The sequence below is a fragment of the Microbacterium canaveralium genome (assembly GCF_047238045.1).
Taxonomy (GTDB): Bacteria; Actinomycetota; Actinomycetes; order Actinomycetales; family Microbacteriaceae; genus Microbacterium.
On sequence record NZ_JBDFMA010000003.1, the window covers coordinates 1,053,728 to 1,078,258 of the forward strand.

The 24,531-nt window shown below is 69.2% G+C and carries 25 protein-coding genes; 20 read left to right on the forward strand and 5 right to left on the reverse strand.

Annotation, left to right across the window (positions count from 1 at the left end; all coding sequences use genetic code 11):
• Positions 1–25 precede the first annotated feature (25 nt).
• Both rho and prfA read left to right on the forward strand, forming a co-directional pair.
• Positions 26–2,155, forward strand: coding sequence for a transcription termination factor Rho (gene rho / locus ABC271_RS05885; RefSeq protein WP_412923963.1), 2,130 nt, complete (start codon positions 26–28; stop codon positions 2,153–2,155).
• 18 nt (positions 2,156–2,173) lie between these two features.
• Positions 2,174–3,250 (forward strand): peptide chain release factor 1, encoded by a 1,077-nt coding sequence (gene prfA, locus ABC271_RS05890; protein WP_412926108.1) that lies wholly within the window; start codon positions 2,174–2,176, stop codon positions 3,248–3,250.
• 23 nt (positions 3,251–3,273) lie between these two features.
• Here the strand turns inward: prfA and ABC271_RS05895 are convergent, their stop codons facing one another.
• From ABC271_RS05895 to cysK, 3 genes are all read right to left on the reverse strand, one after another.
• The gene (locus ABC271_RS05895; RefSeq protein WP_412923964.1) at positions 3,274–4,677 is read right to left on the reverse strand and encodes an amidase; all 1,404 of its coding nucleotides are present in this window, start codon (positions 4,675–4,677) and stop codon (positions 3,274–3,276) included.
• 83 nt (positions 4,678–4,760) lie between these two features.
• A complete protein-coding gene (epsC, locus tag ABC271_RS05900) occupies positions 4,761–5,330 on the reverse strand; it encodes a serine O-acetyltransferase EpsC (protein ID WP_412923965.1) in 570 nt (189 codons plus the stop codon).
• A 1-nt stretch (position 5,331) separates the two neighbouring features.
• Positions 5,332–6,270, reverse strand: coding sequence for a cysteine synthase A (gene cysK / locus ABC271_RS05905; RefSeq protein WP_412923966.1), 939 nt, complete (start codon positions 6,268–6,270; stop codon positions 5,332–5,334).
• A 98-nt stretch (positions 6,271–6,368) separates the two neighbouring features.
• Between cysK and prmC the strand changes: the two genes are divergently transcribed.
• From prmC to ABC271_RS05985, 16 genes are all read left to right on the forward strand, one after another.
• Positions 6,369–7,253, forward strand: a complete 885-nt coding sequence (prmC, locus tag ABC271_RS05910; RefSeq protein ID WP_412923967.1) for a peptide chain release factor N(5)-glutamine methyltransferase — start codon at positions 6,369–6,371, stop codon at positions 7,251–7,253.
• Positions 7,254–7,292: 39 nt separating this feature from the next.
• Positions 7,293–8,021: an L-threonylcarbamoyladenylate synthase gene (locus ABC271_RS05915; protein WP_412923968.1), complete on the forward strand. Its 729-nt coding sequence runs from the start codon at positions 7,293–7,295 to the stop codon at positions 8,019–8,021.
• Entirely contained in the window at positions 8,018–9,193 is a 1,176-nt protein-coding gene (locus ABC271_RS05920) for an MraY family glycosyltransferase (RefSeq protein WP_412923969.1), read from the forward strand. The genes ABC271_RS05915 and ABC271_RS05920 overlap by 4 nt, the downstream gene beginning before the upstream one ends.
• A complete protein-coding gene (locus ABC271_RS05925) occupies positions 9,190–9,678 on the forward strand; it encodes a Cg1360 family ATP-synthase-associated protein (RefSeq protein ID WP_412923970.1) in 489 nt (162 codons plus the stop codon). The genes ABC271_RS05920 and ABC271_RS05925 overlap by 4 nt, the downstream gene beginning before the upstream one ends.
• Before the next feature lie 210 nt (positions 9,679–9,888).
• Positions 9,889–10,701: a F0F1 ATP synthase subunit A gene (gene atpB, locus ABC271_RS05930; RefSeq protein WP_412926109.1), complete on the forward strand. Its 813-nt coding sequence runs from the start codon at positions 9,889–9,891 to the stop codon at positions 10,699–10,701.
• Positions 10,702–10,746: 45 nt separating this feature from the next.
• Positions 10,747–10,980 (forward strand): F0F1 ATP synthase subunit C, encoded by a 234-nt coding sequence (gene atpE, locus ABC271_RS05935; protein ID WP_043360904.1) that lies wholly within the window; start codon positions 10,747–10,749, stop codon positions 10,978–10,980.
• Between the two features lie 34 nt (positions 10,981–11,014).
• Complete coding sequence (locus ABC271_RS05940) at positions 11,015–11,575, forward strand: F0F1 ATP synthase subunit B (RefSeq protein ID WP_412923971.1); 561 nt, start codon at positions 11,015–11,017, stop codon at positions 11,573–11,575.
• On the forward strand, positions 11,575–12,366 hold the full coding sequence (locus ABC271_RS05945; RefSeq protein ID WP_412923972.1) for a F0F1 ATP synthase subunit delta: 792 nt from the start codon (positions 11,575–11,577) through the stop codon (positions 12,364–12,366). The genes ABC271_RS05940 and ABC271_RS05945 overlap by 1 nt, the downstream gene beginning before the upstream one ends.
• 61 nt (positions 12,367–12,427) lie before the next feature.
• A complete protein-coding gene (gene atpA, locus ABC271_RS05950) occupies positions 12,428–14,059 on the forward strand; it encodes a F0F1 ATP synthase subunit alpha (protein ID WP_412923973.1) in 1,632 nt (543 codons plus the stop codon).
• Between the two features lie 24 nt (positions 14,060–14,083).
• The gene (locus ABC271_RS05955) at positions 14,084–14,983 is read left to right on the forward strand and encodes a F0F1 ATP synthase subunit gamma (RefSeq protein WP_412923974.1); all 900 of its coding nucleotides are present in this window, start codon (positions 14,084–14,086) and stop codon (positions 14,981–14,983) included.
• Between the two features lie 22 nt (positions 14,984–15,005).
• A complete protein-coding gene (atpD, locus tag ABC271_RS05960) occupies positions 15,006–16,454 on the forward strand; it encodes a F0F1 ATP synthase subunit beta (RefSeq protein ID WP_412923975.1) in 1,449 nt (482 codons plus the stop codon).
• A gap of 1 nt (position 16,455) precedes the next feature.
• A complete protein-coding gene (locus tag ABC271_RS05965) occupies positions 16,456–16,713 on the forward strand; it encodes a F0F1 ATP synthase subunit epsilon (protein WP_412923976.1) in 258 nt (85 codons plus the stop codon).
• 69 nt (positions 16,714–16,782) lie between these two features.
• On the forward strand, positions 16,783–17,532 hold the full coding sequence (locus ABC271_RS05970) for a YaaA family protein (protein WP_412923977.1): 750 nt from the start codon (positions 16,783–16,785) through the stop codon (positions 17,530–17,532).
• Positions 17,533–17,635: 103 nt separating this feature from the next.
• Positions 17,636–18,337 (forward strand): large exoprotein, encoded by a 702-nt coding sequence (locus ABC271_RS05975; protein WP_412923978.1) that lies wholly within the window; start codon positions 17,636–17,638, stop codon positions 18,335–18,337.
• Positions 18,338–18,497: 160 nt separating this feature from the next.
• Complete coding sequence (locus tag ABC271_RS05980; RefSeq protein WP_412923979.1) at positions 18,498–19,271, forward strand: PP2C family protein-serine/threonine phosphatase; 774 nt, start codon at positions 18,498–18,500, stop codon at positions 19,269–19,271.
• A 47-nt stretch (positions 19,272–19,318) separates the two neighbouring features.
• The gene (locus ABC271_RS05985) at positions 19,319–20,851 is read left to right on the forward strand and encodes an APC family permease (RefSeq protein ID WP_412923980.1); all 1,533 of its coding nucleotides are present in this window, start codon (positions 19,319–19,321) and stop codon (positions 20,849–20,851) included.
• Between the two features lie 43 nt (positions 20,852–20,894).
• Here ABC271_RS05985 and ABC271_RS05990 read toward each other — a convergent pair whose 3' ends face one another.
• Entirely contained in the window at positions 20,895–21,878 is a 984-nt protein-coding gene (locus tag ABC271_RS05990) for an asparaginase (RefSeq protein ID WP_412923981.1), read from the reverse strand.
• 54 nt (positions 21,879–21,932) lie between these two features.
• Between ABC271_RS05990 and ABC271_RS05995 the strand changes: the two genes are divergently transcribed.
• Both ABC271_RS05995 and ABC271_RS06000 read left to right on the forward strand, forming a co-directional pair.
• Positions 21,933–22,403: an OsmC family protein gene (locus tag ABC271_RS05995; protein WP_412923982.1), complete on the forward strand. Its 471-nt coding sequence runs from the start codon at positions 21,933–21,935 to the stop codon at positions 22,401–22,403.
• 35 nt (positions 22,404–22,438) lie between these two features.
• Complete coding sequence (locus ABC271_RS06000; RefSeq protein WP_412923983.1) at positions 22,439–22,918, forward strand: hypothetical protein; 480 nt, start codon at positions 22,439–22,441, stop codon at positions 22,916–22,918.
• A gap of 85 nt (positions 22,919–23,003) precedes the next feature.
• Here ABC271_RS06000 and glpK read toward each other — a convergent pair whose 3' ends face one another.
• The gene (glpK, locus tag ABC271_RS06005) at positions 23,004–24,515 is read right to left on the reverse strand and encodes a glycerol kinase GlpK (protein ID WP_412923984.1); all 1,512 of its coding nucleotides are present in this window, start codon (positions 24,513–24,515) and stop codon (positions 23,004–23,006) included.
• Between the last annotated feature and the right edge of the window lie 16 nt (positions 24,516–24,531).

Here is a 24,531-nt window from a genome sequence, read left to right on the forward strand (position 1 = left end):
CATGTTTCATTTCTGAGGAGCACTCGTGGAGTCCATCTCCGAGACCCAGTCCGTCGACGCGCCCGAGGGCGCGGACATCCCCACCGAGGAGCAGTCGACGGCTCCCGCTGACGACACGCTGTTCGACACACCCGTCGATGCGGAGGGCGAGGGCGCCCCGGCCGCGGAGGAGCCGGTGGTCGACGAGACGCCGGAGGCCGACGCATCCGGCGAGCAGGCCCCCTCGAGCGACGAGCAGGCCGCTTCGGCCGTCGAGCCCGCCGCGGAGGAGTCCGCCGCGGCGCCGGTCGAGGCCCCCGCCGCCGAAGAGACGGCCGCTGCGGAGGCTGAGACGCCGGTCGCCGAAGAGACGAGCGACACGGTCGATGCCGCCGCGATCGCCCCCGCGGCCGAGGAGGCCGCCGCGGCCCCCGCCGCCGAGGACGCCGCCGCAGAAGAGGCGCCCGCCAAGCCCGCCCGTGCTCCCCGCAAGCGCGCTCCGCGCCGGGCGAAGAGCGCCCCCGCCGACGAGACGCCGGCCGAGACCCCCGCGGACGCCGCGCCGACCGAGGTCCCGACCGACGCCGAGGCCCCGGTCGCGGAGATCCCGGCCGAGACCCCCGAGGACACGGCGTCCGACGCCCCCGAGGCCGAGAACGCCGAGGCGCCGACCGAGACCTCCGACGCCGATGCCGGCCCCGAGGCGGCATCCGGTTCCGAGAGCGAGGCTGCCGAGGGCGAGGCCACCGACGAGTCCGCCGAGACGCCGTCGCGCGGCCGCAGCCGCAGCCGGTCGCGCAACCGCAACCGCAACCGCGCCGACAACGCCGACGCGGCTCCCGCCGCCGCCCCTGCGACCGAGCCCGAGGAAGCCGCTGACGCCCCCGCGCAGAACGGCCAGCAGGCGCAGCAGCAGAACCAGGCGAACGGCCGCAACCGTCAGCGCAACAAGCGTCGTGGCCAGCCCACGCCCGGCGACGAGTTCGAGAGCGAGCTCGGTGAGGACGACGTCCTGATCCCGATCGCCGGCATCCTCGACGTCCTCGACAACTACGCCTTCGTGCGCACCACCGGCTACCTGCCCGGCCCGAGCGACGTCTACGTCTCGCTCGGACAGGTCAAGAAGTACAACCTCCGCAAGGGCGACGCCGTCGTCGGCTCCATCAAGCAGCCGCGCGAGGGCGAGCAGTCCAGCCGTCAGAAGTACAACGCGCTGGTGAAGGTCGACTCGATCAACGGCCTGTCGGTCGACGATGCCGCCGCGCGCGTGGAGTTCGGCAAGTTGACGCCGCTGTACCCGCAGGAACGCCTCCGCATGGAGACGGCTCCCGAGAAGCTCACGCAGCGCCTCATCGACCTCGTCGCCCCCGTCGGCAAGGGTCAGCGCGGCCTCATCGTCGCGCCCCCCAAGGCGGGCAAGACGATCGTGCTGCAGCAGATCGCCAACGCGATCGCGCAGAACAACCCCGAGGTCCACCTCATGGTCGTGCTCGTCGACGAGCGCCCCGAAGAGGTCACCGACATGCAGCGCACGGTGAAGGGCGAGGTCATCGCCTCGACGTTCGACCGCCCGGCCGAAGACCACACGACGGTCGCCGAGCTCGCCATCGAGCGCGCGAAGCGTCTCGTCGAGCTCGGTCGCGACGTCGTCGTGCTGCTCGACTCGATCACCCGCCTCGGCCGCGCGTACAACCTGTCGGCCCCGACGTCGGGCCGCGTGCTGACCGGCGGCGTGGACGCTTCGGCGCTCTACCCGCCCAAGCGCTTCTTCGGCGCCGCGCGCAACATCGAGAACGGCGGATCGCTCACGATCCTCGCGACGGCTCTCGTGGAGACCGGCTCGAAGATGGACGACGTGATCTTCGAGGAGTTCAAGGGCACCGGCAACAGCGAGTTGCGCCTGAACCGCCAGCTCGCCGACAAGCGCATCTTCCCCGCGGTCGACGTCAACGCGTCCTCGACGCGTCGCGAAGAGATGCTGCTGTCGCCCGACGAGGTCAAGATCACCTGGAAGCTGCGTCGCGCCCTCGCGGGTCTCGACCCGCAGCAGGCTCTCGAGGTCGTGCTCGGCAAGCTGAAGGAGACGCAGTCCAACGTCGAGTTCCTCGTCCAGATGCAGAAGTCGATCCCGGCCCCCGCGCGCGGAGACAACGGGCACGACAACGGCATCCGCTGAGTCGTGTCGGACTCTGGCATCCTCGAGTCCGTCCGCGGGCTGCTCGATGAGCACCGGCAGGTCGAGCTCGAGCTCAATGACCCGGCGGTGCACGCCGACGCGGCGCGCGCGAAACGCGTCAATCGGCGCTACGCCGAGCTGAACCGGATCGTGCACGCCTACGAGGCGTGGCAGTCTGCGGCGGACGACCTGGATGCCGCGCGCGAACTCGCGCGCGAAGATGCCGCGTTCGCCGAGGAAGTGCCCGCGCTCGAGCAGCGACTGGACGAGAGCCAGGAGCGGCTCCGGCGGCTGCTGATCCCGCGCGACCCCGACGACGCGCGTGACGTGATCATGGAGATCAAGGCGGGCGAGGGCGGTGCGGAGAGTGCGCTGTTCGCGGCCGACCTCCTGCGCATGTACCTCCAGTACGCGACGTCCATGGGCTGGAAGACCGAGCTCCTCGAGCGCAACGAGTCCGATCTGGGCGGCTACAAGGACGTCCAGGTCGCGATCAAGGGCTCGTCGAGCGACCCCGCACAGGGCGTGTGGGCGCACTTGAAGTACGAGGGCGGCGTGCACCGGGTGCAGCGCGTTCCGGCGACCGAGTCGCAGGGGCGCATCCACACGTCGACGACCGGCGTGCTCGTCTTCCCCGAGGTCGACGAGCCGGAAGAGGTCGCGATCGACCCCAACGACCTGAAGATCGACGTGTTCCGCTCCTCGGGTCCCGGCGGGCAGTCGGTCAACACCACCGACTCGGCCGTGCGCATCACGCACGTCCCGACCGGCATCGTCGTGTCGATGCAGAACGAGAAGTCCCAGCTGCAGAACCGCGAGGCCGGGATGCGCGTGCTGCGCGCCCGCCTGCTCGCCAAGCAGCAGGAGGAGCGCGACGCGCAGGCCGCCGACGCCCGACGTTCCCAGATCCGGGGGATGGACCGCTCCGAGCGCATCCGCACGTACAACTTCCCCGAGAACCGCATCGCCGATCACCGCACCGGCTACAAGGCGTACAACCTCGATCAGGTGATGGACGGCGCCCTCGGCCCGATCATCGAGTCGGCGATCACCGCCGACGAGGAGGCACGGCTCGCCGCTCTCTCCGAGGGCTGAGTCCGCGGCATCCGCCGCCGGGGTCAGACGTCCCAGGCGGGCGGGTGGGGGAGCGGGCCGCGCCGGCGCTCGAGTTCGGCGCCGAGCGACAACAGGGACGCTTCGCCGCCGGGACGCCCGATCAGCTGCACCGACACCGGGTGTCCTTCGGCATCCGTCGTCACCGGCAGCGTCAGGGCGGGAAGCCCCGCCACGTTGACGAAGCTCGAGTAGGGCGCGTACTCCACCTGCATCGCGAACGTCCGCTCGGGGTCATGCCCGGCGTACCACCCGATCGGGCGCGGCGACTGGGCGAGCGCGGGGGTGAGGACGGCGTCGAAGGCCGCGAAGTGGGCGATGGTCCGCCGCTCGAACGCCCGCGCCTCGCTGAGCCCGCCGAGCAATTCCGGGGCGGAGAGCGAGCGACCCTCCTCGACCAGCCATGCCGTGAGCGGTTCGACGAGGGCCATGTCCGACGTGCTCAGCGGGATCCGCGCGGCGCTGGCGCGCCAGAGCACGCGGAAGAGGGCGGGATAGCCGACCGGATGCCAGTCGGCTCCCGCCACCGCGTGTCCCGCGTCGCTCAGCCACGCGGAGGCCGTGTCGAAGGCCGTCCGGGCGTCGTCGTCCAGCACGATGTCCTCGTCGTCATCCCAGGGCGAGACGGTCGTGACGCCGATCCGCAGGCTCGAGGACGGTGGGCGCGCGGCCGTGACGAAGGGACCGTCCCCGGGCGCCGCGGTCGCGTACGTGAACGGGGCGAGGCCGACGAGGGCGTCGAGGAGGAGTCCCGCGTCCTGGACGGTGCGGGCGATCGGTCCGGCCACGGCGAGCCCGTCGGGGCTGTCGAACCCCGAACCGATCGGGAGGCGTCCTCGTGACGGCTTGAGCCCGACGACGCCGACCGTGGCCGACGGGATGCGGATGGAGCCGCCCCCGTCCGATCCGACCGCCGCGGGCAGGAGTCCCGCCGCAACCGCGACGGCGGCGCCCCCGCTGGATCCTCCCGCTCCCGCCGACAGGCGCCACGGATCGCGCGCGGGGCCGTGGATGAGCGGTTCGGTGAAGCCGGTCAGGCCGAACTCGGACGTGCTCGTCTTGCCGACGTTGATCGCGCCCGCGGCGTCGAGGGCTGCGGCGAGAGGATCGGAGGCCTCGGGTACGAGGTGCGCGCGCGCCCGGGAGCCGTACCGCGTGGGGACACCCGCGCGGGCGACGAGGTCCTTGTCCGCGAGGGGCACGCCCCACAGCGGCCCGCGCTCCGGAGCGACGGTGAGGTCGTGAGCGCGACGGCGGGCGGCATCCGGGGTCACTTCGGCGAAGGCTCCGAGATCGGTGAGTCGCGCGATCCGGGCGAGATAGTGCTCGGTGAGATCGCGAGGATCCAGCGCGCCCGCGCGGAGTTCCTCGCTCTGCGCCACGAGCGACAGGTCGTGCAGGCGCGTCATGTGTCGAGCCTACGGTGTTGCGGCCCTCGTGAGCCGGCGACGGTGGGCGTCCGCGGGTCGCCCGCGCGGGGCTCCGGGCCTCGTCAGATCCAGTACTCCGGTGCCGTCAGAAGGGCCCGAGTGTCTTCGTCGGTGCGTCGTGAGCGCTGCTTGGCCGGAACCCCCACCAGGACGCTCTCGGGCGGCGCGTCGCGCGTCACGACCGCGTTCGCGCCGACCAGGCTGTGGGCGCCGATCGTGATCGGACCGAGGATCTTCGCGCCCGCCCCGACAGCCACCCCGTCCTGCAGAGTCGGGTGGCGCTTGCCCCCCTCGCGCTGTCGGCCGCCGAGGGTGACACCGTGGTACAGCATCACGTCGTCGCCGACCTCCGCCGTCTCGCCGATGACGACGCCCATACCGTGGTCGATGAAGAACCGGCGCCCGATCGTCGCGCCCGGGTGGATCTCGACGCCGGTGAGCCACCGCGCGATCTGCGAGATGGCCCGCGCCGGGAAACGGAAGCCACGCACCCACAGCCCGTGAGCCACGCGGTACGTCCATACGGCGTGAAGACCCGGATAGAGCAGGGCGATCTCGAGGCCGCCGCGTGCGGCGGGATCGCGGAACTTCGCCGCGGCGACGTCCTCGCGGATGCGGGAGACCACTCCCACGTCAGTTGTCGCGCAGGTCTTCGTACAGGGCGGTCGAGAGGTAGCGCTCACCGTACGAGGGGATGATCACGACGATGTTCTTGCCCTCGGCCTCGGGGCGGCGGGCGATCTCGAGTGCGGCCCAGATGGCCGCTCCCGAGGACATGCCGACGAGGATGCCGTCCTTGGCCGCCGTCTCGCGCGCCAGGCGGATCGCGTCGTCGAACTCGACGTCGATGACCTCGTCGATGATGTCGCGGTCGAGGATCGCGGGGACGAAGTTCGGGCCGATGCCCTGGATCTTGTGGGGCCCGGGGTGGCCCTTCGTGAGGATGGGGGAGTCGGCCGGCTCGACGGCGACGACCTTCACGCCCGGCACGCGCTCCTTCAGCACCTGGCCGACGCCGGTGATGGTCCCGCCCGTGCCGATGCCGGCGACGAAGTAGTCGACCTTGCCGTCGGTGTCGCGCAGAATCTCCTCGGCCGTGGTCTTGCGGTGGATGGCGGGGTTCGCCTCGTTCTCGAACTGCCGCGCCCAGACGGCGCCGGGGGTCTCGGCGACGATGCGCTTGGCCTCCTCGACCGCGAAAGACATGCCCTTGGTGGGATCGGTGAGCACGAGCTCGGCCCCGAACGCCCGGAGCAGAACGCGGCGCTCCTTCGACATGGACGCGGGCATCGTGAGGATGACGTTGTACCCGCGGGCGGCGCCCACCATCGCGAGGGCGATCCCGGTGTTGCCGCTCGTGGACTCGACGATGGTCCCGCCCGGCTTCAGCTCGCCCGACGCCTCGGCGGCGTCGACGATGGCGATCCCCAGACGGTCCTTGACGCTCGAGGCGGGGTTGTAGAACTCGAGCTTGGCCAGGATCTGGCCCCCGGCGCCTTCCGCGACGCGGTTAAGGCGCACCAGCGGAGTGTCGCCGAACGCGGAGGTGATGTCGGAGTGGATGCCGGGCATGGCTGGCCTTTCGCCGTTGGTCGGATCGCGACAATCCTAGATGCGCGCTGGCTCCCGCGTCCGTGTATGACGGTGCGCGACTAGGCTCGGGAGCCGTCATGCCCGAGCCCGTACACCCTGCCCTGCCGTCCGTCGCCGATGTCGTCCGCGACACCATCACGCGTTTCGCCTCCGCGGGTATCCCCGACCCCCAGGTGGATGCCGAACTCCTCGTCGCCCACGTCCTCGCGACCTCGCGGGGCGGGGTCCAGGCGGCCGCCGTCCGCGGCGACCGGTTCCCGGACGACGCGCGAACGGCACTCGCGCCGCTCGTCGACCGACGCTGCGCGCGGGAACCGCTGCAACACCTCACGGGGCTCGCGCCGTTCCGGTCGATGGAGCTCGCCGTCGGACCGGGTGTGTTCGTCCCGCGTCCCGAGACGGAGATGGTCGCCCAGCTCGCGATCGACGCGCTGGGCGCCTCGGCATCCGACGCCCCGATCGCGGTCGACCTCGGCACCGGCAGCGGGGCCATCGCCCTGGCCATGGCCACCGAGGTCCCGCGCGCGCGGGTGTACGCCGCCGAGAATTCCGTGGACGCGTTCATCTGGACGAAAGAGAACGTCGCCCGCATCGGGGCGGCCAACCTGACCCTCGCCTTCGTCGACCTCGCCGACGCGTTCCCCGAACTGGACGGCACCGTCTCGGTCGTGGCATCCAATCCGCCGTACGTGCCCGACGACGCGATCCCGCGCGACCCCGAGGTGCGGCTGTACGACCCTCCAGCGGCGCTGTACGGCGGGCCCGATGGATTGGATGCGGTGCGCGTGCTGAGCCACGTGGGCCTTCGCCTCGCGCACCCCGGCGGCATGATCGTGATCGAGCACGGGGAGTGGCAGGGCGCGGCGATCCGCGAGATCCTCACCGCCGACGGGTGGCGCGCCGCGGCGACCCACCCCGACCTCACCACGCGCGACCGCGCCACGACGGCGATTCGTCCCTGACCGCACGCCGGGCTCTCCGTCGGTAGACTGTCGCGCGACATGTCACCCGTCTACGACTGCCGTGACGAGTCGCAGCTGCTCTCCGGGATGCGCCACGCGCGTCAGGCGATCGGTCGAGGCGAACTCGTCGTGCTCCCCACCGACACCGTCTACGGAATCGCCGCGGACGCGTTCAACGCGCGCGCCGTCGCGGGCCTGCTCGAGGCGAAAGGCCGCGGCCGACAGCAGCCGCCGCCGGTCCTCGTGTCCGGCGTCGGCACGCTCCGCGCCCTCGTGGCCGAGGTCCCACCCGCTGTCGACGACCTCGTCCACGCGTTCTGGCCGGGCGGTCTGACCATCGTGCTGCCCTCCCAGCCCTCCCTGTCGTGGGATCTCGGCGACACGCACGGCACCGTCGCCGTTCGCATGCCGGCCCAGAACCTCACGCTCGAGCTGCTCGAAGAGACCGGGCCGCTCGCGGTGTCCAGCGCCAACCGCACCGGGATGCCGGCCGCCGTGAGCATCGACGAGGCCCGCGACATGCTCGGCGACAGTGTCGCCGTCTACCTCGACGCGGGTCCCAGCCAGTGGGGCTTCGCTTCGACGATCGTGGATGCCACGACCCTGGTCGGCGGTGCCGAGCCGCGCGTCCGCGTCCTCCGCGAGGGAACGATCTCGCGCGAGCAGCTGCGCGAGGTGCTCGGCGACTTGCTGGAGCCCGACCCCGAGACGGGCGCCGCCCCCCAGTCGGCGATTCCCGCCCCGGATGCCGAGGCCCCCGGGCCGTGACCCAATACCTCCTCACCATCCTGTTCACGGCGGCGGTGACTCTCGCGCTGTCGTGGGTGGTGTGGAAGCTCGCCCTGCGGTTCAAGCTCTACCCCGGCATCCGCGACAGAGATGTCCACAAGACACCGACACCGCGCCTCGGCGGAGTGGCCATGTTCCTGGGCGTGGCCGCCGCGTTCGCACTGTCCAGTCGCAATCCGTACTTCGCGATCTTCTGGACCGACCCGGTGCCCGTCCTGTCGCTCCTGGGAGCAGTGCTGCTGATCGTGCTCGTCGGTGTCGCGGACGACCTGTGGGACCTGGACTGGATGATCAAGCTCGGCGCGCAATTCATCGCGGCCGGCATCATCGCGTGGTTCGGCCAGCTGCAGATCCTGTCCCTGCCGATCGGTGCGTTGACGGTCGGGTCGAGCTGGGTGAGCTTTCTCCTCACGGTGTTCGCCCTGGTCGTCGTCATGAACGCCGTGAACTTCATCGACGGACTGAACGGTCTCGTCGCCGGCGTCTGCCTCATCGCGAACGGCGTGTTCTTCGCCTACTCCTACCTCCTCGTGCGCGACACCGGTGCCAGCACCTACTTCAACCTGGCATCCTTCATCGCCGCCGTGCTGATCGGCGCGTGCCTCGGGTTCCTGCCGATGAACTGGACGCCGGCGAAGTTGTTCATGGGGGATGCCGGAGCCCTCATGCTCGGCCTCCTGATGGCCAGCTCGGCGATCGCGATCACGGGGCAGCTCGACCCGGCCGTGCTCGACCCCGAACAGCTGGGCAGATCGCAGCTGCTCGGAGCGTTCATCCCCATCCTCCTGCCGGTGGTCATCGTGCTCCTGCCGCTGCTGGACTTCGGGCTCGCCGTCGCGCGACGGCAATGGGCCGGCCGCTCGCCGTTCTCGCCCGACCGCAAGCACCTGCACCACCGCATGCTGGACATGGGACACAGTGACCGCGATGCGGTCCTGATCTTCTACGCCTGGACGGCCGTGGTGAGCCTGTCCTTCTTGCTGATGTACATCGGCACACAGCAGAGCTGGCCGGGCGACTACTGGATCGGCATCGGCTTCGGCGCGGTCGGGGTCATCGCCTGCGCCGTCTTGACCCTTCTTCCCTCGCCCCGACTCCTGCGCCTGCGGACCCGCCGCGCGCAGCACACACCCCCGGAGACCTCCGCATGAGCACCGCTTCCCCCGCCGCCCGCCGTCCGCTCTCCAGCACGCCGATCCTGCGCACGGCCCTGGTCTGGGGAGGGATCGTCACCGCGGTGCTGCTCGTCGCCGGCGCCGTGGTCGGCTTCCTCACCGCGGGGCCCGGGGGACTGGGCAGCGCTCTCGTCGGGGTCGCCGTGAGCGCCTTCTTCCTCGCGGTGACCGCCGCGAGCATCCTGATCGCCAACCGCTGGTTCGGTGATCCGCTCTACGTTCCGATCTTCTTCGGCATCGTTCTGGGCGGATGGCTCCTCAAGCTGGTGCTCTTCATCGTGGCGATCGTCATCCTGCGGGGTCAGGACTGGGTGAACCCGGTGGTCTTCTACGTCGCCCTGGTCGTGAGCGTCCTCGCGTCGCTCGCCGTGGACGTGGTCGTCCTCTTGCGCATGCGCGTCCCCAGCGCGAGCGATGTGACGCTGCCGACCGACCCCGATGAGGGGGATCGTCGCGCCTGAGCCCTATAACCCGCGCCCTGGCGGGTCCGTGCACGATACTCCGTCGGCGAGACGACCGCGGGGCCGACACTCATGGATCAGCCGGGAGTTTGATAGGGTGGGAGAAGTACCCACCCGCGGCAGGGACTCTCTCCCACGCTCGCACTTCGGGTGCTCTCACCGACCATCGTCGCAACGGTTCACACCGATGCCCCGAAGCTGGAGCCAGCGCTGTCCACTCAAGCTGCGACCCTGATCACGAACTTCGCGTCTGCGGGTGCTGAGTTCCACCCGCCGTCCATCAACGAGTTCTTCCCCGATGCGGTTCTGTTCGAGGGAACCATCTTCGCGATCACGCGCATCAATCTCGTGCAGATGCTCGCCACGGCGGTCCTGGTCATCCTGCTGATCGTCGGCACGCGCCGTATGAAGATCGTCCCCGGCCGTTTCCAGAGCGTCGTCGAAATGGGCCTGGACTTCGTCCGCGTCAACATCGCCGAGGACATCCTCGGGCGCAAGGACGGGCGTCGATTCCTCCCGATCCTCACCACGATCTTCTTCATGGTGCTGTTCATGAACATCACGGGTGTCATCCCGTTCCTGAACATCGCCGGCACGAGCGTCATCGCCGTTCCGATGCTCCTGGCCCTCGTTGCCTACGTGACCTTCATCTACGCGGGCGTGAAGAAGAGCCCCGGCGGCTTCTTCAAGAACGCGTTGCTGCCGTCGGGCGTGCCGTGGCCGCTGTACATCATCATCGTGCCGCTGGAGTTCCTCTCCACCTTCATCATCCGGCCGATCACGCTGACGCTCCGACTGCTGATGAACATGGTCGTCGGCCACCTGATGCTGGTGCTGTTCTTCTCGGCGACCCAGTTCTTCGTCGTCGGCCTGAGCGGCTGGTGGACGGCGCTCGGAGCGGGTTCGCTCGCCTTCGGCTTCGCCTTCACCCTGTTCGAAATCTTCGTCGCCTTCCTCCAGGCGTACGTCTTCGCGATCCTCACCGCGGTCTACATCCAGCTCGCGGTCGCAGAAGAGCACTGAGCGGCCCGGCGCACGCCGAGCCACCCAACCGAAAGGAAAAAACCCGTGGACGCAACTACGGTTCTCGCCCAGGTCACCGGTAACGTCGCCACGATCGGCTACGGCCTCGCGGCGATCGGCCCCGCCATCGGTGTGGGCATCGTCGTCGGCAAGACGATCGAGGGTGTCGCCCGTCAGCCCGAGCTGGCCGGCCGTCTGCAGGTGCTGATGTTCATCGGTATCGCCTTCACCGAGGCGCTCGCCTTCATCGGTATCGCGACCGGCTTCATCTTCACCTGATCCGGCCGCTCTCGACTCACTGTAAGGAGACAGGATGCTGAACGCTCTTGTCACACTCGCCGCGGAGCCCGCGGGGGAGGAAGCGCACAACCCGCTGCTTCCGGCGGCGTACGACATCCTCTGGTCGGCCGTCTGCTTCGTCGTCATCATCTTCGTGGTGTGGCGCGTGGCTCTGCCGCGCATGGCGAAGCTGCTCGACGAGCGCAGTGCTGCCATCGAGGGCAACATCGCCAAGGCCGACGAGGCCCAGCGACAGGCCGAGGCCGCGCTCGAGCAGTACACCGCACAGCTGGCCGAGGCCCGCAAGGAAGCCGGTGAGATCCGCGAGGCCGCCCGCGAGGACGGCAAGAAGATCGTCTCCGAGGCGAAGGATGCCGCGTCCTCCGAGGCCGCTCGCATCACCGCCGCCGCGCACGCGCAGATCGAGGCCGAGCGTCAGTCGACCCTCGTGTCGCTGCGCGCCGAGGTCGGTACGCTCGCGGTCGACCTCGCAGGCAACGTCATCGGGGAGACCCTCACCGACGACGCCCGCGCGCAGGCCGTGGTCGACCGCTTCCTCGCGGACCTCGAGGCATCCGAGAAGGCGGCCCAGTAATGGGTAGCGCGACCACTCAGGCGCGGACCGCGACGACCGAGGCGCTGACCGCTGCCTCGGGCGTCGACCTCGACGTCGCCCGCGAGCTGTTCGCGGCCGTCGGCGCCGTGAACGGATCGGCGCAGTTGAGCGGCGCGCTCTCCGACTCGTCGGCCCCGGCCGCCGCGCGTGGCGCGCTGGTGACCGCGGTCTTCGGCTCCGGCTACCGCGACATCACCGTGGCGCTTCTGCGTCGTGCGGCCGAGCAGCGCTGGTCGAACTCTCGCGAGTTCATCGAGGGGCTCGAAGAACTGGCCGTGCGCGCCGCGACCGTCGCCGACCCGTCGGCCGACATCGAGGGCGAGCTCTTCCAGTTCTCGCGCACGGTGGCATCCAGCGGCGAGCTCGAGCTGGCCCTGGGCGGTCGCCTCGGCGACGCGTCCGGCAAGGCCGGGCTCGTGTCCACGCTCCTCGACGGTCGCGCCAGCGCCGCCACGGCGCTGATCGTCGCCTCGCTCGTGCAGAACGCGCGCGGTCGCCGCGTCCGCGCGCTCCTGCGCCGCGCCGAGTCCATCGTCGCCGACCAGCGCTCGAGCATCGTCGCCACGGTCTACGCGGCCGCGCCGCTGAACGCCGAGCAGCAGACGCGCCTCCAGAACGCGCTGCGCGCGCGTTACGGGTCGGCGGTCACCCTGAACACCGTGATCGACCCGACGGTGGTCGGCGGACTGCGTGTGCAGGTCGCCGACGACGTCATCGACGCGAGCGTGTCCGCACGTCTCGCCGACCTTCGCCAGCGCATCGCCGGCTAAGACTTTGCCGCCCGAGCGGGTGGAGATCTGGGGGCTCGCGCCCCACGAACGAAGGAAGACAATGGCAGAACTCTCTATCAGCCCCGACGTCATCCGTGACGCGCTGAAGGACTTCGTCAACGCCTACGAGCCGACGGGCGCGGGTGCGACCGAAGTCGGCACCGTCGTCGACGCGGCCGACGGCATCGCTCACGTCGAGGGACTGCCCGGCGTCATGGCGAACGAACTCATCCGCTTCGACAACGGCACCCTGGGCCTGGCTCAGAACCTCGACGAACACGAGATCGGTGTCGTCGTGCTCGGCGAGTTCTCCGGCATCGAAGAGGGCCAGAGCGTCACCCGTACCGGCGAGGTCCTCTCGGTCGGCGTGGGAGACGGCTACCTGGGTCGCGTCGTCGACCCGCTCGGCAACCCGATCGACGGTCTCGGCGAGATCGCGACCGAGGGCCGCCGTGCGCTCGAACTGCAGGCGCCGGGCGTCATGCAGCGCAAGAGCGTGCACGAGCCGCTGCAGACCGGCATCAAGGCCATCGACGCGATGATCCCCGTCGGTCGTGGCCAGCGCCAGCTCATCATCGGCGACCGCCAGACCGGTAAGACGGCCATCGCGATCGACACGATCATCAACCAGAAGGCCAACTGGGAGTCGGGCGACGTCAACAAGCAGGTCCGCTGCATCTACGTCGCCATCGGTCAGAAGGGCTCGACGATCGCTTCGGTCAAGGGCGCCCTCGAGGACGCCGGCGCGATGGAGTACACCACCATCGTCGCCGCTCCCGCGTCCGACCCCGCCGGCTTCAAGTACCTCGCGCCCTACACCGGTTCGGCGATCGGTCAGCACTGGATGTACGGCGGCAAGCACGTCCTGATCATCTTCGACGACCTGTCGAAGCAGGCCGAGGCCTACCGTGCCGTCTCGCTCCTCCTGCGCCGTCCGCCGGGCCGCGAGGCGTACCCCGGCGACGTCTTCTACCTGCACTCGCGTCTGCTCGAGCGTTGCGCGAAGCTGTCCGACGAGCTCGGCGCCGGATCGATGACGGGCCTGCCCATCATCGAGACCAAGGCCAACGACGTCTCGGCGTACATCCCGACCAACGTGATCTCGATCACCGACGGCCAGATCTTCCTCCAGTCCGACCTCTTCAACGCCAACCAGCGTCCCGCGGTCGACGTGGGTATCTCGGTGTCGCGCGTGGGTGGTGACGCCCAGGTCAAGTCGATCAAGAAGGTCTCGGGAACGCTGAAGCTCGAGCTGGCTCAGTACCGCTCGCTCGAGGCGTTCGCGATGTTCGCCAGCGACCTCGACGCCGCATCGCGTCGTCAGCTCGCTCGCGGTGCGCGCCTGACCGAGCTGCTGAAGCAGCCGCAGTACTCGCCGTACCCCGTCGAGGAGCAGGTCGTCTCGATCTGGGCCGGTACCAACGGCAAGCTCGACACGATCGAGGTGTCCGATGTGCTCCGCTTCGAGCGCGAGCTGCTGGACTACCTGCGTCGCAACTCCACGGTGCTCGACACGCTGCGCGAGACCAACGCGTTGGGCGACGACACCGTCGCGGAGCTGGAGCAGAAGATCGACGCGTTCCTTCTCGAGTTCCAGCCGGGCGCCGACCAGGGTGCCCCGGGTGCCGAGCAGGTCGAGGCGGCCGAGGCCGAAGACATCAACCAGGAGCGAATCGTCAAGGGCCGTCGCTAACAGCGACGACACGAGAACGGAATCATGGGCGCACAACTGCGGGTCTACAAGCAGAAGATCAGTTCTGCTCAGACGACCAAGAAGATCACGAAGGCGATGGAGCTCATCGCGGCTTCGCGCATCCAGAAGGCGATGGCGCGTGTGCGCGCGGCGTCGCCCTTCGCGCGAGCCGTGACGAGCGCCGTCTCCGCGGTGGCCACGCACTCCTCGATCGACCACCCGCTCACGACCGAGCGGGAGAACATCCGCCGCTCCGCCGTGGTGGTCTTCACCTCCGACCGCGGTTTGGCCGGCGCGTTCAACTCCCAGATCCTCCGTGAGGCCCTGGAGTTGGCCGAGCTGCTGCGGACGCAGGGCAAAGAGGTCGTGTTCTACCTCGTCGGGCGCAAGGCCGTCGGCTACTTCCAGTTCCGCCGGATGCCGAGCATCGCGCAGTGGACGGGTGACACCGACACTCCGCAGTTCTCGACGGCGGAAGAGATCTCGGATGCCGTGCTGCAGGCCTATCGCGCCGGTGGCGACAACGACGGCGTCGACGAGATCCACCTCGTGTACAACCGTTTCGTCAGCATGATGACGCAGTCGCCCGAGTCGGTTCGGCTCCTGCCCCTCGAGGTGCTCGAGGCTGAGGAAGCCCCCGCCCAGGCGGAGATCTACCCGCTCTACGAGTTCGAGCCCGACGCCGAGACCGTGCTCGATGCGCTCCTGCCGGTGTACGTGCAGAGCCGTATCTTCAATGCCCTCCTGCAGTCTTCGGCCGCGAAGCACGCCGCGACGCAGAAGGCCATGAAGTCGGCAAGCGACAACGCCGACAAGCTCATCACCGACTACACCCGCCTGCGCAACAACGCGCGTCAGGCGGAGATCACGCAGCAGATCGCCGAGATCGTCGGCGGCGCCGATGCTCTGTCATCCGGCAAGTAAGTTCCCAAGGAGAGAAGAAGCCATGAGCCTCACCGCCGAGAAGACCGACGCGGCTGTCGTCGGCCGCGTCGCGCGTGTCACCGGGCCCGTCGTCGACATCGAGTTCCCGCACGACGCGATCCCCGAGATCTACAACGCCCTCAAGACCACCATCACCATCGGTGACACCTCCACCGAGATCACCCTCGAGGTCGCTCAGCACCTCGGCGACGACCTCGTGCGCGCCATCGCCCTGAAGCCCACCGACGGTATCGTCCGCGGCCAGGAAGTGCGCGACACCCGCGGACCCATCTCAGTCCCGGTCGGAGACGTCACCAAGGGCAAGGTCTTCGACGTCACCGGTGAGGTGCTCAACGCTGCTCCGGGCGAGACGATCGAGGTCACCGAGCGCTGGGGCATCCACCGCAAGGCGCCCAGCTTCGACCAGCTCGAGTCCAAGACCGAGATGTTCGAGACCGGCATCAAGTCGATCGACCTCCTGACCCCCTACGTGCAGGGTGGAAAGATCGGTCTGTTCGGCGGCGCGGGCGTCGGCAAGACCGTCCTCATCCAGGAGATGATCCAGCGCGTCGCGCAGGACCACGGTGGTGTGTCGGTGTTCGCCGGTGTCGGCGAGCGCACCCGTGAGGGCAACGACCTCATCGGCGAGATGGAAGAGGCGGGCGTCTTCGACAAGACCGCCCTCGTGTTCGGCCAGATGGACGAGCCGCCGGGGACGCGTCTGCGCGTGGCGCTGTCGGCTCTGACGATGGCGGAGTACTTCCGCGACGTGCAGAAGCAGGACGTGCTGCTCTTCATCGACAATATCTTCCGCTTCACGCAGGCCGGCTCCGAGGTGTCCACCCTCCTCGGCCGCATGCCCTCCGCCGTGGGTTACCAGCCGAACCTCGCCGACGAGATGGGTGTGCTCCAGGAGCGCATCACCTCGACGCGCGGACACTCGATCACCTCGCTGCAGGCGATCTACGTCCCCGCCGACGACTACACCGACCCGGCTCCGGCGACGACCTTCGCCCACCTGGATGCCACGACCGAGCTCTCGCGCGAGATCGCGTCGAAGGGTCTGTACCCGGCCATCGACCCGCTCACCTCCACGAGCCGCATCCTCGACCCGCGCTACATCGGTGCCGACCACTACCGTGTGGCCACGTCGGTGAAGCAGATCTTGCAGAAGAACAAGGAACTGCAGGAGATCATCGCGATCCTCGGTGTCGACGAGCTCTCCGAGGAAGACAAGATCGTCGTGTCGCGTGCGCGCCGTATCCAGCAGTTCCTCTCGCAGAACACCTACATGGCCAAGAAGTTCACCGGCGTCGAGGGCTCCACGGTCCCGATCAAGGAGACCATCGAGTCGTTCGACGCGATCGTCAAGGGCGACTTCGACCACGTCGCCGAGCAGGCGTTCTTCAACGTCGGCGGCATCTCCGACGTCGAGGCCAAGTGGGCGCAGATCCAGAAGGAGAACGGCTGACATGCCGCTGCGCGTGAACCTCGTCTCGGCCGACGCCGAGGTCTGGACCGGTGAGGCATCGCTCGTCGTCGCCAAGACGGTCGAGGGCGAGATCGGCTTCATGCAGGGACACGAGCCCGTGCTCGCGATCCTCGCCCAGGGCGAGGTGCGCATCACGGGTGTCGACGGGAACAAGATCCTCGCGAACGCGGAGGACGGGTTCCTGTCCATGGCGGGCGACGAACTGACGATCGTCGCCGGTCACGCATCTCTGGTCTGACACACTCCTCTTCGACGCGCGTCGCCCGGTTCGCCGGGTGGCGCGCGTCGTTCGTTCCCCCGAGGTCGCATGCTGGTTCTCCTGCCCCCTTCCGAAACCAAACGCCCCGGCGGTGACGGTGCCCCGCTCGATCTCGGAGCGCTCGCTCTGCCGTCGCTCCGCTCGCCCCGCGAGCAGGTCGTCGAGGGACTGGTCGCTCTGAGCGCTGACGCGGAGGCATCCGCGCGCGTGCTCAAGCTCAGCGCGCGCCGCCTGCACGAGGTCGCGGACAACGCCGCGTTGCGTACCGCGCCCACCCTGCCCGCCCTCGACCGGTACACGGGGGTGCTCTTCGACGCCCTCGCCGCCGACACGCTCGACGTGCCCGCGCGCGCGTGGGTAGGGCGTCACGTCCTCATCCACTCGGCGCCCTTCGGTCCCGTGGGGGCGCTCGACGGTATCCCCGCCTATCGGCTCGCCGCATCCACCTCGGTTCCGGGGCTCCCGCCCCTTCGGCGGGTGTGGGCCGATGCCGTGTCCGCGGCCCTTCACCAGGCCGCGCCCGATTTCGTCCTCGATCTGCGCTCGGAGGCGTACGCCGCGCTGGGGCCGCTACCCGCGGGCGTGGACGGCGTCTACGTCCGCGTGGTGTCCGAGGGCGCCGACGGCGCGGCACGCGCACTCAACCACTTCAACAAGAAGGCCAAGGGCGAGCTCGTCCGTCTGCTCGCGCGGACCGAGGCCGGTGTCCGGTCCCGGTCCGATCTCCTGGCCTGGGCGCGGACGGCGGGGCTGGTCCTGCGCGAGAGCGCGGAGCGCGAGATGGAACTGGTCGTCTGAGGTCGCCGCAAGGGGTCTATCAGCGAACATTCAGCTTCGCTAACATGTGAGACGCATAGCACGCGCGGACGTCGCGTCGTGTTCATCCTGAAAGGGAACTCACATGGGTGACTCCTATTACTACGACGACGGCAGCGGCGCCTTCGGGGCCTTGGCGTTCTTCCTCGTCCTCCTGCCCATCCTGCTGATCTTCGCCCTGGCGGGATACGTCATCTCCGCCTTCCTGCTGATGAAGGTGTTCGAGAAGGCTGGGGTCGAGGGCAAGTGGCGCGCGTGGGTGCCCGTCTACAACGCCCTCGTCGCCGCGAAGCTGGGCGATCTCTCGCCCTGGGTCTACCTGATCGCCATCGTCGCCTCGAGCGTGCTGGTGAACATCCCGATCATCGGATGGATCATCGGTCTCGCCGGTGTCGCCGCGGCGGTCATGTTCGGCTACCGTCTCGGCCTGAAGTTCGGCAAGGACTGGCCGTACCTCCTCCTCTGGCTCATCCCGGGCGTGGGATATCTCATCTGGCTCGGCATCCTCGCCTTCGGCTCGTCGCCGTGGAACCCGGCGATCCGCCCGTCGCCGTGGGCGAACACCTTCCTCGCCGACAAGACCGTCTGGAGCGGCATCCCGGTGCAGCCGGACCAGCAATTGCAGGGATCGACCCCCGGCGGCCCGGCGGGTCCGCCCACGGGCTACGCGCCGCCCGCTCAGCCCTACACCCCGCCGCAGGCTCCGCCGGCCGCGGGCCCCACGCCGCCTCCGCCGGCACCCCCGGCCGGGCCGACGCCGCCGCCCCCGGCGGGCCCGCAGGTCTGACCGCAACGATGAGCTCCTCGCGCCGCGAGGAGCTCATCGTCGTCTCGCCGCCGACGTCGCCGCGCCCGTGGCATCCGGGGGCAGCGTCCGCGCGTCGACTAGGATGACAGGGCCGCGCGGTTCCGCCGGCGAAGATGTCGGCCAACCGGAGGATCTGTTCGTGCCCGAGGTGACCACGCATACGCGTACTGTTCCGCTGACGGACGGGGCGCTCGACCTCTCCTGGGCGGCGATCACCGATACCGGTAAGCGCCGCGAGGTCAACCAGGACGCGGTGCTCGCGGAGTTCCCGCTGTTCGTCGTCGCCGACGGCATGGGCGGCCACCTCGGTGGCGAGATCGCGAGCGCGAGCACGGTCGATCGTCTGCGCGCGGTCGTCGAGGGCGGGTCGGTCTCCCCGAAGAACATCGAGAAGGCACTCGCCCGCGCGGTGAAGGACATCGTCGCGCACCCCGAGACCACCGATGAGGGCACGGGCACGACTCTGACGGGCGTCTACCTCGAAGTGGGGTCGGACGAGCCGCACTGGGTGACGTTGAACATCGGCGACTCGCGGGTGTATTTGCTGCGCGATGACGACATCGTCCAGATCACCACCGACCACTCGGTCGTTCAGGAGCTCATCGCCGCCGGACGGCTGAGCCCGGAAGAGGCCGAGAACCACCCGTACGGCAATGTGATCACGCGCGCCGTCGGTCCGAGCGACAGTGTCAAGCCCGATTACCTGCGACTCGAGGTGCTCGACGGCGACCGCTTCGTCATCTGCTCAGATGGATTGACGAAAGAACTCACCGATTTCGGCATCCGCCATTTCCTCGAGGCGAATCCCGACCCCGCCGCGGCGGTCGAGGCCATGATGGCTGCGGCTCTTGAAAACGGCGGCCGCGACAACATCACCATCGTCGTGCTCGACGTCGCCCGCCGCGCCGCCTGAGAAGGCGGAACTTGACCGGGGAGCATCGCTGCTCCTACGTTCAGCACATGACCACCGCACCCGAACGGACGGCCGGCAAAGGCCTCGCCGCAGGTACCTTGGGCCTCTGGGGCTCGACCGTCATCGGCCTCGCCTCCACCGCGCCGGTGTATTCGCTCGTGGCGACACTCGGTTTCGTGGTGCTCGCCGTGGGCGCCTCCGCCCCGATCGCGTTCGTCATCGCGTTCATCCCGATGCTTTTCATCGCGTTCGCGTACCGCGAGCTGAACAACGCCGTCCCCGATTGCGGGACCACGTTCACGTGGGGCACGAAGGCATTCGGCCCCTGGGTGGGATGGATGGGCGGCTGGGGCGTCGCGGTGGCCGGAATGGTGGTTCTCGCCAACCTGGCGCAGATCGCGGGCATCTACCTGTGGACGCTGATCGGCGACGGATCCCTCGCCGAGAACGTGCCGCTCGTGACCGCCACGGGCGTCGCCTTCATCGCTGCCATGACGTACGTCAGCTACCGCGGCGTCGAGATCGGCGAGCGTATCCAGAACATCCTGCTCGGGGTGCAGTACCTCGTGCTGGCGCTGTTCGTCATCGTGGCGCTGTGGAAGTTCTTCGACGGCACGGCGCCGAACCCGACGCCGTTCGACTTCGCCTGGTTCAACCCTCTCGGCTTCACCGACTGGAGCGGATTCACCGAGGCGGTCCTGCTGGCCCTGTTCATCTACTGGGGGTGGGACACCTGCCTCGCCCTCAACGAGGAGACGAAGGACCCCAAGCGCATCCCGGGGCGCGCGGCCCTGCTGACGACCGTCATCCTGCTCGGCACCTACGTCTCGGTGACGGTGGCGGCGATGATGTACGCCGGGGTCGGCGAGGACGGGACGGGGCTGGCCAACGCCGACAACGCCGACGACGTGTTCCTCGCGTTGAAGGACGGTCTCTTCGGGCCCTTCGGCTGGATCCTCGTCATCGCGGTGCTCATCTCGGCGGTCTCCTCGACCCAGACGACCATCCTCCCGACGGCGCGTGGGACGCTCGCCATGGCCGCCTACAAGGCACTGCCGGCACGCTTCAGCACGGTGCACCCGCGGTTCCACACGCCGTCGTTCTCGACGCTGGTGATGGGCATCGTCGCAAGCATCTACTACATCGGCATGACGCTCATCAGCGACAACATCCTGCAGGACTCGATCCTGTCTCTCGGTCTCGCGATCGCGTTCTATTACGCGATCACGGGGTATGCCTGCGTCTGGTACTTCCGCCGTGAGCTGTTCACGTCGGCTCGGAACCTCGTGTACCGCGGCATCCTGCCCCTGCTGGGCGCGCTGATGCTGACCTACGCCTTCGTGCAGTCGGCCATCGACATGTACGACCCCGAGTACGGTTACACGGTCCTGTTCGGTATCGGCGGCACGTTCGTCCTGGGAATCGGCTCGCTCGCGATCGGCGTCGTGCTGATGGTGCTCTTGTACGCGTTCCCGCGGTCGAAGCCGTTCTTCCGCGGCGAGAGCCTCAACCGCGACACCGAGGTCCTCGTGCCCGAGGAGCCGATCGCCTACCCGCGGTCGGTCGACGGCGGCATCTGACGGCCGTCGCGCCGGTCGCGCATCCGCCGATCGGCCGGGGGGATCAGGCCACGGCCCGGATGACGCCGACCGGCTGACCGCCGCCGAGCACCTCGAGGGACAGGGCGGGAAGCACGTCGGCGACCGCCGAGGCCTCGAGGGCGCCGGCACGCTCCAGCAGGCGAAGGGCGACCGCGTGCGCCGCGCGGTTGGATCCGTCGAGCATCTTGAGGGCGACCGTCGTGCCGTTCGGTGCCGTCATCACCTGCACGCCTTCGGCACCCTTCTTCGCGAAGACCCCGAGCCGCTCGATGACGACGGCGTCGGGCAGACCCGGTCCGTCGATGGTCCACGGATTCTCGCGGACGGCGCGCACGAGGGCACCGGCACTGCGGTGGAGGGCGAAGGGCGACCTCTCGGAGGACGTCGCGATGCGCTGGATGGCCCGGGCGAGGCCGATGAGACTCATCGCGTAGACGGGCGCGCCGCACCCGTCGATGGCGGTGGTGGTGATCCGCTCGCCGACCAGGCGCTCGATGACCTCGCGGATATGCACCTGCAGCGGGTGCTGCGGGTCGAGGTAGCCCGCTGTCGGCCATCCGTTCGTGACGCACGTGAGGAGCATCGCCGAGTGCTTGCCCGAGCAGTTCATGCGGAGTGGGGAGGGAGCCCCGTGGTCGCGGACGAGATCGTCTCGCGTGCGGGGGTCGCCTGGCCAGGCCGCGGGGCAGCCCAGATCGTCCTCCGTCAGACCGGCCGATTCGAGGATGCCGCGGGCGACCTCGACATGGCGGTCGGTACCGGAGTGGCTCGCCGTGGACAGTGCGAGCCGCTCGCCGGCGAGGTCGGCACCCGCCGACAGACACGCGAGAGCCTGGAGCGGCTTCATGCTCGAACGGGGGAGGAGGGGCGCCGTGGGGTCCCCCAGAGTGATCTGCTCGGACCCGTCGGGGGCCAGCACCACGGCGAAGCCGCGGTGGCGCGACTCGATGAATCCGCTGCGTTCGACGACGGCGAGTTCGACGGCATCCGGGGCTGTGGCAGGCATCCGTCCATGGTATCCGGCGGCCCGAGAGGCGCGGGAGAGGGCAGGATGGAAGGCATGATCGGAGAGCACCAGTACCGTCTGCACGCCACGTGGGCCGGCGACCGCGGAACGGGGACGAGCGGGTATCGGGACTACGACCGCGCGGTCACCCTGGAGGTCGACGGCAAGCCGCCGCTGGAGGCTTCGGCGGACAAGCCGTTCCGAGGAGACCCGGCGAAGTGGAACCCGGAGGAGCTCCTGCTGGGGGCGCTCAGCGAGTGCCACCTCCTGTCGTACCTGCACGCGTGCGTGACGACCGGTGTGGTCGTCGTTTCCTATAGCGACGATGCCACCGGGACGATGGTCGAGGACGGGAAGGGCGGGGGAGCGTTCACCGACGTGCTGCTCCGGCCCCGGGTGGTCGTCGCGGACGAGTCGATGGTCGAGGCCGCGATCGCGGCGCACCGCCAGGCGCGCGAGTGGTGCTTCATCGCGAACTCGGTGAACTTCCCGGTGCGCCACGAGCCGGTGGTCACGGCCGCCTGAGTCGACGCCCGCGGGCCGCGTCGTACAGTGAGCCCATGCAGCTCGAACCCGCTCTGCGACGTCTGGACCGCCTTGCCGGAGGACGTCAGGCCGACCACCGTGTCCCCCCGTCCGAGGATCCCCGCGTGCGCCGTGCTTTCCACGCCGTGACGATCCTGCTCGCCGCCGGGTTCCTGCTGGGGGTCGCCACGATCGTGGTCGCCGCGGTCATGACCGTCGGCGGGGACGACGTCGGATTCGCGGTGTGGATGCGGTGCCTCGTCGTGCTCGGCATCACCACGACGCTGTTCTACTTCCTCTGGCGGGCGCGCGCGGGCTGGTACTGGGCGTTCCGGCGCTTGCAGCTGTTCAGCCGCATCTTCCCGATCGTGGCGCTCGTCCTCGCGGCGATCCCCGGTCTCTACCCCTTCTGGGTGGTGACCGAGCAGATCCTCTTCGCCATCCTCCTGATCGGCGTCTCGGACTACTTGCAGTCGGACGCGGTGCGCGCGGCCTTCCCCAAGCCGTCGCGGTGACTCGGCATCCGGATGCCGCACCTCCGGGAAACGACGGAACCCCGCCGGCGCGATGCCGACGGGGTTCCGGTGTTCCTGGATGGGCTCAGCGCACGTCGTCGTCGACCCAGTCCATCGACTTGGTGACGGCCTTCTTCCACAGGCGCAGCTGACGGTCGCGCTCGTCGGAGTCCATGTCGGGCTCCCAGCGCTTGTCCTCCTGCCAGTTGGCGCGGAGGTCGTCGAGGTTGTCCCAGAAGCCCACGGCGAGGCCGGCGGCGTACGCAGCGCCGAGGGCGGTGGTCTCGGCGACGACCGGACGCACGACGGGGACGCCGAGGATGTCGGCCTGGAACTGCATCAGCTCGTCGTTGGCGGTCATGCCGCCGTCGACCTTGAGCTCGGTGAGGTCGACGCCGGAGTCGGCGTTGACGGCCTCGAGCACTTCGCGCGTCTGGAAGGCGGTGGCCTCCAGAGCCGCTCGGGCGATGTGGCCCTTGTTGACGAATCGCGTCATACCGACGATCGCGCCGCGCGCGTCGGGACGCCAGTACGGAGCGAACAGACCGGAGAATGCCGGCACGAAGTACACGCCGCCGTTGTCGTCGACCGTGCGGGCCAGGGCCTCGACCTCGGGCGCCGACGAAATGATCCCCAGCTGGTCGCGCAGCCACTGGATCAGCGAGCCGGTGACGGCGATCGAACCCTCCAGCGCGTAGTGCGCCGGACCGTCTCCCAGCTTGTAACCGAGCGTGGTGAGCAGGCCGTTCTTCGAGCGGACGATCTCCTCGCCGGTCTGGAAGATGAGGAAGTTGCCCGTGCCGTAGGTGTTCTTGCTCTCGCCCGGATCGTAAGCCGCCTGACCGAAGGTCGCGGCCTGCTGGTCGCCCAGGATTCCGGCCACGGGGGTCTCACGCAGCAGCGAGGAGGACTCGACGGTCCCGTAGACCTCGGAGGAGGAGCGGATCTCGGGCATCATCGAGCGCGGGACACCGAAGTCGGCGAGGATGTCGTCGCGCCACTGCAGGGTCTCGAGGTCCATGAAGAGCGTCCGGCTGGCGTTGGTGACGTCGGTCGCGTGCACGCCGCCGTCGATGCCGCCGGTGAGGTTCCACAGCACCCAGGCGTCGGTGGTGCCGAAGATCAGGTCGCCGGACTCGGCCTTCTCGCGAGCGCCCTCGACGTTCTCGAGGATCCAGACGATCTTGGTGCCCGAGAAGTAGGTCGCCAGCGGCAGACCCACGATGCTCTTGTAGCGCTCGACGTCGCCGTCGGCGAGGCGGTCGACGATCGACTGCGTGCGGGTGTCCTGCCACACGATGGCGTTGTAGACGGGCTTGCCGGTGTTCTTGTCCCAGACCACCGCGGTCTCGCGCTGGTTGGTGATGCCGACGGCGGCGATGTCGTGACGGGTGATGTCGGCGCGGCTCAAGGCCAGGCCGATGACTTCCTGGGTGTTGCGCCAGATCTCGAGCGGGTCGTGCTCGACCCACCCGGCCTTGGGGAAGATCTGCTCGTGCTCCTTCTGTCCGACGGACACGACGCCGCCGGACTTGTTGAAGATCATCGCGCGCGTCGAGGTCGTGCCCTGGTCGATGGCGAGGACGTAGTCGGCCATGGAGGACTCCTTTGTC